Here is a 13672-nt window from a genome sequence, read left to right on the forward strand (position 1 = left end):
CTCCTTCGTCGAACGGTGCGCCGATCTCCGGGTACATCGTGCAGTGGGATGGCGGAGCACAGGAGTGCGGCTCGACGACTTGCACGGTCACGGGCCTCACGAATGACACCGTCTACAACTTCGAAGTCGTCGCGGTGAACGAGGTGGGGGAGTCGAATCCTTCTCCTCCCTCGATCGATGCCAGGCCGGATGTGCGGCCCGAACAGCCGAGCGCGCCGAGCGCCGAGCGCGGCGATCGGGAGCTCGATGTTTCCTGGGAGCAGCCGGAGAATCGCGGTTCGAGGATCGAGTTCTACATTCTCCAGATCTCACCGGGTGCTCCGGACGGAACGACGCAGGTTGAGGTGGAGAGCACCAACTTCACCTGGACGGGTTTGCACAACGGTACGGAGTATCGCTTCAGCGTGCAGGCGCACAACAACGCGGATGAGCCGAGCGAGTGGTCGAGGGAGTCTGCGGGGGAGATTCCCGCTGGCCCGCCGACGGCGCCGACGAACGTTTCTGCAACGCCGCAGCAACTGGGCGGGTCGACGAATCAGGTCGCCGTCACCTGGGGTGCTTCCGATGACAACGGGTCGGCGATCGAGCACTACACGGTTGTTCCGTATCGCAACGGAACCGCGTTGACGGAGCTGAGCCGCGAGGTGGCACCGCCGTCGAACAGCACGACGGTGAGGTACACATACGAGAGTCTGCCTGTCCATGAAGACGCGTACACGTTCGAGGTGTTCGCGACGAACGATGTGAGTGATGGCGAGTCGGCCACGAGTTCGCCCATCCGCATCGTGAACGCACCGGAAGCACCCGCGCTGCAGCATCTGGCCGATCGTGACAGAGCAGCGCAGATACGCATAACACCGGGAGCACTGAACGGCTATCGGGCCGGTGAAGTGAGCTATGAGTACCGTGTCGGCAGTGGCGACTGGCAATCGATCGGCACGGGAGATCAAGTGATATCGAACCTCTCGAATGCACAGCAGACGGTGCAGGTTCGCGCGGTCGCCGAGTCGGACGGCGTCTCGAACACCGGCGATGTCGCCAGCGTCCAGGTATCGCCGTACGGGGCACCGCCGAAGGCGAGTATTTCAGCGATCGCTTCGACAACGGGTGTGACGTTCAATTGGAGCCTGAACGGTGAGAACGGCAGACCCATCGATCAGGTCCAGACACGTCAGAGAATCGGTAACGGCAGCTGGTCCGGTTGGCAGGATCGCAACGGTACGAGCGGCAATCCCACGGTGGACGGTAATGCAGGGCAGACGATCCAGATGCAGATCCGGGTGCGCGATTCTGAAGAGCAGTGGAGCGAAACACCGCACGCGAGCGCCAGCGGAACCGTGGAAGAGTCGTCACGCCTGTGGGTCACTCAGGGGGCTGACCGATGCATAGACGGATCATGCGGGCCCACGCTCGTGTTGAACTACGAAGGAATAGAATCGGGAACGTACGAGTTCCGGTGCTGGCACAGCTCCGGTGGCTACTTCCACACGGGCTACGACGTCTCACTGGCATCGTCCGGAACGGCCCTGGATGGCTCCGATCGCTTCTGCTTCTACAACGGGCACGGGGAGGTCCGGATCGACCTCTTCCAAAACGGCAGCCGTGTCTATGAAGGGGAAGAAAGGTCATGGACCCCGTAGCTCCGCCGTATGCTCGTGCGGAGCGCGGCCCCGTGTTCTGCGCGAGAACGCTGCACCGGGCGAGATTCATCGGATATCCTGAATCGGTAGCCGGCAAGAGCAGTTCGGTCTGATTGCACGACCGCTGGCCGCTGCAATCCAGTTGCTGAGAGGGTGGGGGCTCCTAAGTGCTGCGCTTCGTGAAACAGAGGAAGCGTGCTTCGGCGTCGGTGGCGGTTGTGACGGCGGCGGCCGTCGCGCTGGGCATCATGGCGTTTTCGCACCCCGGGTTTACGACGACCGACGTGGATATGCATGACGGGGGCGTCTGGGTTACGAAACTCGAATCGAGCGAACTCGGCCACTTGAACTACCAGGCGCAGGAACTCGATGCCGGGCTGACCGTTCCTTCTGAGAGCTTCGACGTCGTGCAGGACGACGGCACGGTGATCATGGTCGATCACACGAACATCAGTCTGAGACCGATCGACACGGGGCAGGTCAGCCTTGTCGGTGATATCCCGATGCCCGGCATCGTCGACGTGACGCTCCGCGGCGGAACCATCACCATCGTCGACCCTATCGACGGTCGGCTCTGGGCTCTTCCCGTGAGCACACTCGCAGGGTTCAGATACGAGGAGTCCGACCCGCTCGCGGTACTCGGACCCGGCGGTGCCGCGACTGCCGATGAGGAAGGCAATGTGCACGCGGTCTCTTCCGAGCATGCAACCGCCTACACCTGGGAAGCAACGGACGGGGTATTCGCAGCTCCGACGGAGCAGCAGCGTGCAGAGCTCGGCGTCGCCGACGATCTGCAGATCACGGCGGTGGGCACGGAACCGGCCGCGCTCGACGCAGCGAACGGAGTACTCCTGCTGCCCGCATCCGTCATTGATGTCCCCGAGACCGCGGTCCTGCAACAGTCGGGCATCGCATCCGAGAGCGTCGTGCTGGCAACGGGAAGCGAACTGATCCGGCAACCGCTAGCGGGGGGAGACGCCCGCGCGGAAGAGTACGCGTCAGGAGGGGATGCGGTCGCCCCCGTGCAACTGGCGACGTGCGTTCACGCGGCATGGCCGGGGGATTCCCGCGTCATTCGCGCCTGCGACGACGAAAGCGCGAACCTCGACGAAGTCGTCGACGCCGAGATGAGCGGCGATGTGCTCTTCCGCGAACATCGCGGTGTCGTCGCTTTGAATGACGTGGTCTCGGGTGTCTCGTGGCTGATGACGGACGAACTGGTCATGGTCGACAACTGGGCGGACCTGATACCGCCGACCTCGGATGAGGAGACGGAAGAGCAAGACGATGAGTCGATGGACGACTCCGTCGATCACATCGCCCCCGACCCCAGCGAAGAGAACAACCCTCCCGTCGCGCACGACGACACGATCTTCGGCGCACGGACCGGTCGTTCCACCCTGGTGCCGGTGCTGCACAATGACAGCGATCCGGACGGCGACATCCTGACCGTTTCTCTCGTGGGGGATGCCCCCGCAGGAGTCCGGATCTCGCCAGTGCGCAATTCCTCCCAGTTTCAAGTCGAGGTCCCGGCCGACTTCAGCGCCAACGCGATCAACTTCAGATACCGGGTCGACGACGGCCGTGGCGGAACCGATGAAGCATCGGTAACCCTGAGGATTCGTGATGACAGCCAGAACGCTGCTCCGGAGACGCTTCGCGATCAGGGCTTCGAAGTGGAGCAGCGGGCGCAGTACGAGCATGCTGCGCTCGATAACTGGTTCGACCCGGACGGCGACGACGTCTTCCTCGTCGACGCCTTCAGCGACTCCGGAGACACCGTACGGTTCAACCCGAACGGTCGCATCATCTACACTGCGACGGGTGAATCCGGCCCGACGACGATGACGATCGTGGTGAGCGACGGTATCGAGGAGCGCGAGTCGACGATCGACGTTCAAGTGCGGGAGCGCGGAACGTCGACACCCATGGCGAACGCCGATTACGCCAGCGTCAACGAAGGCGAAACCACTTCGCTCAAACCACTCGCGAACGACTTCCTCCCGGCCGGCGAGAACGCGAGGCTCGCGAGTGCTACACCGCGAGGCGACCTGACGATCGATCTCGACCGGTCCACGAACACGCTGCACGTCACCGGCGGAAGCCTCGGAACCCACTACATCGACTACACGGTTGCTGCGGGGCCGAGTCAGGCGCAGGGGCACATCCGTGTCGATGTCACCGAGCCGATAGAGGATGCGGTTCCCGTCGCGGTTCGCGATGTCGCGCTGCTGCCGATGGGAGGCGAAGCGCTCCTCGACCTCACCGAGAACGATGTCGACCCCGCCGGCGGCGTACTCGTCGTGCAGTCGGTCGACACGGGAGGTGTCCCGCTGTCGGTGCAACTCGTGCACCGGCACATGTTGCGGATCGAGGACCAGCACGGTCTCACCGACCGCGCGACGCTCACCTATCAGGTGTCCAATGGCACCGAGACCGCGACCGGCGAGATCGTCGTCATCCCGGTGGAACCGCCGGACAAGCCGCGCAGCCCGGTCGCGGTCGATGACACGGGCACACTGCGCGAAGGCGATTTCACATCGATCGATGTGACTGCGAACGACTTCAGCCCTGACAACCTGCCCTTCTCCCTCGACCCCGAACTCGTGGAGTCCTCGCTGCTGCCGGAGGAGGGATACGTATTCGTCGACGGTGATCAGATTCGCCTGCACGTCGTCGTCGGCGGGCCGTCCTTCGTGGATGTGATCTATCAGATCAGCGATAATCGTGAGAACACGGCGACCGCCAGCGTGCGCGTCGAGATCGAACGACGCGACCTCGAAACGAACAACCCGCCGCACGCGCAAGACGTTACGAGTCGTGTCCTGGCAGGCAACACGGTTCGCGTGCCCATCCCGCTGAACGGTATCGATCCGGACGGCGACGGCGTGACCCTGGTCGGCTGGGAAACCGCGCCCGGTAAGGGGCGGATCGTGGAGATCGGCCCCGACTACTTCGATTTCGAGGCGTTCTCCGGCGACAGCGGAACAACGACCTTCCAGTATCGGGTGCGCGATCGATGGGGTGCGGAGTCGGTGAGCTCCGTCACGGTCGGTATCGCGCAGCCGAGCGCAGTGAATCAGCCTCCGCAGGCAATGCTCGATTCGGTGCACGTGCGCCCTGACCGCGCGGTCGCGGTGTCGGTGCTCGATAACGACACCGATCCGGATGGCGACGAGCTCACGCTCGTAAGCGTCAACACCGAGGATGCTCCGCGGGTGTTCGACGACCTGCGACTCGGTTCCGAGACCCCCACGGTGAACTTCACGGCGCCGTCGGAGCCGGGCGACTACATGCTCGAATACACGATCCGGGATGTCCGCGGAGCGAGTGCGATCGGCGCGATCCTGGTGCAGGTCGACGCCGAGGCTCCTCTGATACCGCCTCAGGCTGTCGACGATGTGGTCGCGCTCGACGACCTCACCGCCGGCGAGCCCTTCGTCGTGCCCGTGCTCGAGAACGATCGCGACGTCGACGGTGACCCCGCGGATCTGGCACTCGACGTGCTGCTCGGCGAGGGAACGGTTGTCGACGATGGCATCCAGATCATGCCGGGCGAAGAGTTCCAGGTCATCACCTACCGTGCCACCGATCAGGACGGCGGCGCGGGCGAGGCCTTCATCTTCGTACCCGCGATCGGCGAACGACTCCCGTACGTCGCCTCCGACACCGTCTTGTACATCGGGTCGGGACAGCTGCTGGAGATTCCGCTGAGTCGAGTCGTCGAGCTGCCGAACGGCGGGACGGCGAGGATCACAACGGCCGACGCCGTCTCGGCGACCAACGACAACGGTGACAGTCTCGTGATCGACGAGCACACCCTGGCCTACACCTCGGCGCCCAGCTATGTCGGCGACGCCGCGATCAACTTCGAAGTGACGGACGGAGCGGGTCCGGATGATCCCGACGCCCTGACCGCCAGACTCACGGTGCCGATCGTCGTGACTCCTTCCAGCGAAGTGGATCCGGAGTTCCACGGTGCCGTGCTGCAGGTGCAGCCGGGCGAAGCCGCGACCGAGTACGACCTGAAGGAAGCGACCAGGGACCCTGATCCCGGCGATCTCGAGAATATGAAGTTCCGGATGGACGGCGGCGAAGCAGAGGGCATCGACGCGACGATCGACGATCAGACCTTCGTCGCGACGGCGGAGACTGACACCCCGCCCGGCACGAGAGGCTCCTACCAGATCCTGATCGAGGACCCCGCGGGCAACGTGGTACCGGGAACCGTGACGGTCGAGGTGGTCGCCTCGACACGGCCGCTACCGCAGGCTATCGCCGACTCTGCCGAGACGGATCAGGGTGTCGAGGTGACGGTGAACGTGCTGCAGAACGACTTCAACCCGTTCCAGAACATCGGCGAGTCGTTGAATGTTCGTGACGTGCAGGTGTTGCGTGGTGAGGCGATCGGCGCGCCGTCGACGGACGGAACGAACGTGACGGTCACTCCCGGCGCAGACTTCTCCGGAATGCTGACGTTGCAGTACACGATCGAGGACGCCACGCAGAACGAGGCGAGGACGGCGGTTGGCAACGTCGAGATCAGCGTGCGGGGTCGCCCGGATGCTCCCCTGCGCCCGAATGTGAACGCCATCGGCGATGCGCAGGTCACGCTCTCCTGGACCGCTCCCTCGGCGAACGGCGCGCCGATCACCGGATACCTCGTCGAGTGGGATGGCGGAGCACAGGAGTGCGGCTCCACGTCGTGCACCGTGACAGGGCTCACGAATGACACGGTGTACAACTTCCGCATCGTCGCCGTGAACGATGTCGGCGAATCCGACCCGTCGCAAGCATCGATCGATGCCAGGCCGGATGTCCGCCCCGAGCAGCCGAATGCGCCGAGCGCCGAGCGAGGCGACCAGGAACTGGACATATCGTGGGAGCAGCCGGAGAACCGCGGCTCCAGTATCGAGTTCTACATTCTGCAGATCTCCCCTCCCGCTCCGGACGGCACCACGCAGCAGCGGGTCGAGAGCACGAACTTCACCTGGAAGAATTTACGCAACGGTACGGGGTATATCTTCAGCGTGCAGGCGCACAACAATGCGGATGAGCCGAGCGAGTGGTCGCCGGAATCGCGAGAAAGAGTTCCCGCCGGCCCGCCGACAGCGCCGGGGCAAGTCAGCGCCAGCCCTTCGCAGATAGGCGGATCCGTGAATCAGGTCGTCGTCAGCTGGGGCGTTTCTGATGGCAACGGCGTGTCCGTGGATACCTACACCATCACGCCGTACAGAGGAGGCACCGCCCTCAACGAGCAGCGGCGCACCATCCCGGCCACCGGTGGCAGCGAGACCGCGAGCACAACGTTCGAGAGTCTGCCGGTCAGCGAGCAACCGTACACCTTCAGGGTGTACGCAACCAACGACGTGAGCGACGGACAAGCCAGCACGAGCGACCCGATCAGGCTCGTGAATCCGCCGGGAGCCCCGACCGCTACCCACGTCTCCGATTCGGACGGCTACTCGACCATCAACATTCAGGCAGGAGCGCTGAACGGCTATCGCGAGAGTGAACTCTCCTACCAGTATCGAGTCGGTAGCGGATCTTGGCAGTCGGCGAGCGCCGGCAACCAGAGAGTGAACGCCTCGAACGGGGCACACACCGTGCAGGTGCGCGCTGTAGGGACGGCAGACGACGCGTCGACGGAGAGCGATCCGTCGAGTGTCGGCATCCATCCGTATGGGCCTATCGGGAGGCCGAGTGCGAGCGCAACTGCCGGAGTCGGTAGCGTGGAGGTCTCGTGGGATGCTCCATCCGCGAACGGGCACCCCGTGTCAGTGCGGGTGAACATCAACGGCGGCGGTTGGGAGTCGGTTGGGAACCGTGGTTCCAGAACGGTCAATGCCTCGAATGGGCAACGGGTCACGATTGAGGTCGAAGCGTCTACAGGGAAGCAGAACAACAACGGCAACGGCGCCCAGACCACGACGAACGACGCCGCTGCTCGGGGCCTCCAGCCGTCCATCACGCTCACGCGCGGGCCCGTTTACGCACAGGGATCATGCAGCGGCAATAATGGCGAAAACTGCAGATACTTCGAACTGAACTGGGATGAATTTCCCAGTGGCACCTACAACTTCCAGTGCTTCAACACCGGTGACGGTACCGGGGGAGACACCTCATTCCAGACCGGTCAGGTCGTCATAAACTCGGCATCCGGGTCCACGACGACCGGGACCACGAGACCCGATGGAACCAACCATCTTTGCTATTCGGGTTTCTCAGGTGACGCCTGGATGGTGGTGTCCGGAAACGGCGTGAATGTAGAGACTCCGGTCAGGCGGTGGCCAGGCTGATGAGCACCCGCATCGACTACCATGTCAGCGAACCGAGTCCGAAAGGAACCCCATAGTGTCAATGCCACTGTCCCAGCCGCAGGCCGAATGGTTTGCCGCGACGTTCAAGAAGCTGGTCGACACCGTCGGCGGCGTCGTGCTCGGCAAGGAAGACATCATCACGCTCGCATTCATCACGATGCTCGCGGAAGGGCATCTGCTGCTCGAGGATGCCCCCGGCACGGGGAAGACGCAGCTCGCGAAGTCGATGGCGGCGACCGTGCAGGGCAGTCACAAGCGCATCCAGTTCACGCCCGACCTGCTGCCGAGCGACGTGACCGGTGTTACGGTCTACGACCAGCAGAAGAACGAATTCAGCTTCCACAAGGGAGCCGTGTTCGCTTCGATTCTGCTCGCCGATGAGATCAACCGCGCATCGCCGAAGACGCAGTCGGCGCTGCTGGAGGTCATGGAGGAGGGCCGAGTGACGGCCGAGGGCGAATCGCACGAGGTCGATCGCCCCTTCATGGTCATCGCAACTCAGAACCCCGTGGAGCAGGCGGGTACGTATCGGCTGCCGGAAGCGCAGCTCGACCGCTTTCTCATGAAGACCTCGATCGGGTATCCGGGCGTCGTACAGACGATCGACATCCTCGCCGGCGCCGCGAATCGTGATGCGTCCGCCCGGATCAGCCCCGTCATCACGACGAACGCGATCGCCGAGATGATCGACCTCGCCGGCACGGTGCACGTCGCCCCCGCGGTGCTCCAGTACATCGCCGAACTCGCCGACCACACACGCGGCAACAAGGACGCTCGGCTCGGCGTCTCGGTTCGTGGTGCCATGGCGTTGGCGCGTGCTGCCAAGGCCCGCGCCGCGAGTCGCGGCCGCAACTACGTCTTGCCGGACGACGTCGAGGATCTCGCGCGCCCCGTGCTGGCCCACAGAATCGTGCTGGACCCGGAGGCGGAGTTCAACGGCGTGAGCGGTGAGGACATCGTCGACAAGGCGATCGCAGAGGTCAGCGCTCCACAGGAACGAGAAGTGTCAGCCTGATGCCAGAAGCCGACCGCGACACAGGAGGTGCGACTCGATCGCGTTTCCTCACGATGGTGAGGCAGACGCGAGCGAGGTTCTCCGGTGATACGCAGGAGTCCGCGCTGCGCGCGAACGACGAACCGACGCTCATGGAGCGTGCGGGCGTCCTCCTGCGTCGGTGGCAGGGTGTCGTCGGGCCGTATCTCGAGCCCGTTACAGGTCTTGGCTGGCTCGCATTCGCCATCGGTATCGGCGCGGCGGTCTCCGGGCTGATCTTCGGCTGGCGCGAAGTCATCGTCGCCGGTTTCGCAGCCCTTGCGCTGCTCGCGATCGCCGTGCTGTTCGTGCTGGGGCGAACGCAGTATCGCATCGAACTCGACCTCGCCTTTACGCGCGTTGTCGTCGGTGAGCGTGCGCTCGGCCGCATCGAGATCCATGCGGCCTCCAACAGGTCGCTCCCGCCCGCCGCTATCGAGGTTCCCGTCGGCGACGCTGTCGCGACCTTCGACCTGCCGCGCATGGCGCCGGGTGACGTGCACGAGGACATTTTCGCGATCCCGACCAGACGCCGTGCCGTCCTGCAGGTGGGCCCCGTGCGCAGTGTTCGCGCCGATCCACTCGGGCTACTGCGCCGTCAGGTGCGTTGGACGGACCCCGTCGAACTGTTCGTGCATCCCAAGACCGTCCACCTCGACGCCACCTCGGTAGGTCTGATCCGTGACCTCGAAGGCATCTCCTCGCGCGAGCTGACCGACAGCGACATCTCGTTCCACGCGCTTCGCGAGTACGCCCCCGGTGACGACCGACGTTACATTCACTGGAAGTCGACCGCTCGAACCGGCAAGCTCATGGTGCGACAGTTCGAACAGACGAAACGTTCGATCCTGGCGATGGGGCTCAGCACGAACGCGCACGACTACGTGGACCCCGAGGAGTTCGAGGTTGCGATCAGCGTGCTCGGCTCACTGGGGCTGCAGGCGATCCGCGACGAAATGAATGTCTCGGTTGTGACTTCGAAGACCCCCGTTCCGACGATCCACCCCAAGCGGATGCTCGACACGCTCAGCCGTCTCGACTACGGGAGCAGGCACGCGAACTTCCTGCAGCTGGCGGCGAGAATCGGGCGCGAGCACACGGACGCCTCGCTTATCGTGCTGCACGCGGGCACGGGCGTCTCACCCGACGACATCCGGCGAGCCAAACTACTCCTGCCGCCGCAGGCGAGAGCCGTCGTCGTGCAAGCGAATCCGGGGCAGGACGTCAGCATCCGCGAACTCGGCGGCGCTCAGATGCTCGCCATCAACGAAGTCGAGTCGTTGCCCCGGCTGCTGCGGGCGGTGAGCGAAGCGTGAACCGGAAGCCCCTTCTGCAGTCGAGCCGCATACGCAAGGGCATCGACATCGCCGTCATGTTCGTCCTGTTCTCGCTCGTGACGCTCACGTTCGGTCCGGCCTTCGGCGGATTCCAGTACCTCATCGCAGGGTTGGGGGGAGCCCTGCTCGGCATCGGCGTCGGCGTCCTGACATCCTCGGGGCCGTTCAAAGGCTGGCTCTATACGACGGCCGGGGTCGTGCTCGCATACGTCCTGTTCGGGGTTGCGCTCGCGGTTCCTTCGAAAGCGCTCTGGGGCGTCCTGCCAACGCTCGGCGGGCTCCGCGATCTGATGTTGGGCATCGTCTTCTCGTGGAAGGAAGTGCTCACGGCCGAGCCCCCGCTCACGACCTTCGCGGGATTGCTGGCAGTCCCGCTCCTGACGACGCTCATCTGCTCCGCGCTGTCGACGGTGCTCGCGCTGCGGTTGAGGAAGTTCTCGCTCTGGGCCGTCGCCCCCGTCTTCGCGGCGCTGCTGGTCGGGATCATCTTCGGCACGAAGATGGTCGCGTTCCCCTGGCTCGTCGGCGTCGCCGTCGTCGTCATCGCACTCGCGTGGTCGTCGTGGCGCATGCACATGTTCCGCAAGTCGCTTGCCGAAGAAACGGCCCTCGACGTCACGGATGCCCGCCGCATGCAGAAGACGCAGGGCCGGAAGCGCTTGCTCGGCGCCGTCGCGATGCTCGTCGGCGCGGCAGTCGTCGGCTCGGGTGCGACGCTCATCGTCGAACCGGCGAACCGCAGCATCCTGCGCGACGTCGTGGAGCCTCCCGTCGACGTCGAACAGTACCCGAGCCCGCTTGCCGGCTACCGAGGCTGGATCAAGAACTTCGAGAACGAAACGCTCATGACGGTCGAGGGGATGCCGGCGGGGTCTCGGCTGCGTATAGCCACGATGGATTTCCACGACGGTGATGTCTTCGCCGTCGCGGGTGCGCGGGAGTCCGGCAGTTCCGGTTCGTACTCCCGGATCGGTGACCGCGTCGAGGGCGGTTCGGACGGTGCGCCCGCGACCGTGCGGGTCGAGATCGACCAGTACTCGGGGATCTGGCTGCCGACCACCGGATCGCTGCAGTCGATGGAGTTCGAAGGAGATCGCTCGCCGCTCCTGCACAACTCGCTGCACTACAACGGCTCAACGGATAGTGCGATCGTGACGCAGCAATTGCAGCAGGGTGACGCGTACGAGTTCTCCTCGCTTGTCACGGAGCGGCCCGACCCAGACGATCTTCGCGGCGTCGAGATCCTCGACGTCGATGTTCCTCAAGCAGAGCAGATACCCGAATTGCTGCAGGCTTGGGTTGCAACGCACGCTGAAGGTAATACGACGCTGGAGATCATCGAGTCGTTGCAGAGCAGGTTGCACGGCGGTGCGTTCAGCCACGGGCTGGAGTCCGATGAGCTCACGTCGCTCGCGGGCCACAGCGTCTTCCGAATCGACAGGATGTTCCGCGGCGACGTCCCGCTCGGCGACGACGAACAGTACGCCGTCGCGTTCGCGCTCGCGATGCAGCAGATCGGCGTTCCGGCCCGCGTCGTCATGGGGCTGTACCCCAATGATGAATTCACCGGGTCATCCGAACCCGTCAATCTGCGCGGCACCGACATGCACGCGTGGGTGGAAATCCCCTTCGCAGGGCACGGCTGGGTGCCGTTCGATGCGACACCGCCGGAGGACAACACCGAAATCGAACCGGAACCCGAGCCGCAACCCGACCCGCGACCACAGGTGCTGCAGCCCCCGCAGCCGCCGGAGGAGCCGGTGGAGCTGACACCCGAGGTGCAGCCGGATCCAGGCGAGGACACGGAAGACGACGACCCCTTCGACTGGGTCCCGATCGTGATGACCGTGCTGATCTCGCTGCTGGCGATACTGCTGCTCCTTTCGCCCTTCATCATCGTCGGCGCCATGAAGCTCGTGCGCAGAAAGCGAAGACGACAAGCGAGCGACCCCTCCTCGAGGCTCTCCGGAGGATGGCACGAGGTCGTCGACCAGGCCGTAGACCTCGGGTTGGATGTTCCAAGCGGAGTCACGCGCACGACCGTGGCGGCCTCCGTCGGTGATAGGTACCCCGAGTCGCGTGCCGTCTCGATCGGCGCGTACGTCGATGAGCGAGTATTCGGGCCGGAGCGACCGGGTGACGAAGAGGTCGAAGCGTTCTGGAGCGACGTCGATCAGAGCCTTGCAGCGATGCAGGGTGAGGCCTCGCGCTGGGAGCGACTGAAGTCGAAGTTGTCTATCCGCTCCTTCCTGCGGCAAGCTCGTTCTCGAAGGAGAAAACGATGATTTGGGAGATCGACGACAAGAAGAAGGTCGTAGAGGGTCTCGACGACGACGGTAATCCCGACCCGGAGTATGCCGCGATGCTCGGCCTCGTGCCCGCGCCGTACGGACGTCGCGCACTCGCCTCCATAATCGAATTCGTGATCTACGGCCTGCTCATGTCGCCGTATCTCATCTTCGTCGTTCCGTACCTGATCAACATTCTGACCGGGATGCTCGACGTGTACGGATTCGTGCAGCACCCGAATTTCATTCTGATTCTGCTCGTGTGGCTGTTCTCGTTCGTGCTCACGCTCGCATTCATGATCGTGCAGGTGTCGCTGCACGGCAAGAAGGGCGTCACGATCGGCAAGGCGTTCGTCGGTATCCGATCCGTCAACGTCAAGACGCTCGAAGCCCCGGGATTCTGGCGGGCCGTGTGGCGCGGGCTGCTGATGAGCCTGGTGTTCTACGTGCCCGTCATCGGCCCCGCGCTCTTCTTCGTTTCGCCGTTCTTCGACCAGCAGCGACGTCGGCGAGGATGGCTGGACTACGCAGGAGGCACCTGGTTCGTCGACATCCGCGCGGGGTTGAACCCGTACGACAGAAAGCGGATGCGCATTGCGCGCAAGAATGCCAAGGTCGAGCTCAACGACGACGAAGAGCAGCTGCCGTCGCTTGCCACGGAGGCAGTCGAGCGTGAATCGCTGCAGTATGTTCCTTCAGCAAGGGGAAGCAGCGGGGTTCTCGGTGCGGCTGTCCCGGAGGTCGGCCACTCGGCACCCGCACCATCGGCCGGTCAGAGCCCCCCGTCCGCTCCTGCTGCGCGGACCTCCGCGCCGACGGCGTCGCCCGGCCCCGTGTCGGCACCCTCTTCTGCTCCTATCGCATCCGGACCCGGGCCCAGCCCGCAGCCCTCTCCTCAGCAAGCGCAGCCGTACCGTCCCGGTTCGCTGAGCGGCCGCGAACCCTCGCAGCCGCAGCAACCCCAAGCTCCTCCTCAGGCACCACCTCCTCAAGCGCCACCTCCTCAGGGCGCATCTCCTCAGGGCGCATCTCCTCAGGGCGCGTCGCAAGGACC

Annotated in this window: 6 protein-coding genes; all 6 read left to right on the forward strand. The window is 64.4% G+C overall.

Annotated features, from left to right (window positions below; genetic code table 11):
* The coding region (locus Q0O95_RS10515; protein ID WP_293698196.1) for a fibronectin type III domain-containing protein at positions 1 to 1640 on the forward strand (1640 nt) is incomplete at its 5' end.
* Between the two features lie 167 nt (positions 1641 to 1807).
* Positions 1808 to 7939: an Ig-like domain-containing protein gene (locus Q0O95_RS10520; RefSeq protein WP_293698199.1), complete on the forward strand. Its 6132-nt coding sequence runs from the start codon at positions 1808 to 1810 to the stop codon at positions 7937 to 7939.
* A gap of 61 nt (positions 7940 to 8000) precedes the next feature.
* Positions 8001 to 8975 (forward strand): MoxR family ATPase, encoded by a 975-nt coding sequence (locus tag Q0O95_RS10525; protein ID WP_293698202.1) that lies wholly within the window; start codon positions 8001 to 8003, stop codon positions 8973 to 8975.
* Complete coding sequence (locus Q0O95_RS10530) at positions 8975 to 10309, forward strand: DUF58 domain-containing protein (protein WP_293698205.1); 1335 nt, start codon at positions 8975 to 8977, stop codon at positions 10307 to 10309. Before Q0O95_RS10525 ends, Q0O95_RS10530 begins: the two co-directional genes overlap by 1 nt.
* Positions 10306 to 12615 carry a transglutaminase domain-containing protein gene (locus tag Q0O95_RS10535; protein ID WP_293698208.1) on the forward strand — a complete coding sequence of 770 codons (2310 nt, stop codon included), beginning with the start codon at positions 10306 to 10308 and terminating at the stop codon, positions 12613 to 12615. The genes Q0O95_RS10530 and Q0O95_RS10535 overlap by 4 nt, the downstream gene beginning before the upstream one ends.
* A partial coding sequence (locus Q0O95_RS10540; RefSeq protein WP_293698211.1) for an RDD family protein occupies positions 12612 to 13672 on the forward strand: 1061 nt, incomplete at its 3' end. The genes Q0O95_RS10535 and Q0O95_RS10540, both read left to right, overlap by 4 nt.

The organism is uncultured Agrococcus sp. (assembly GCF_945915485.1).
In the GTDB taxonomy this organism is placed as follows: domain Bacteria; phylum Actinomycetota; class Actinomycetes; order Actinomycetales; family Microbacteriaceae; genus Agrococcus.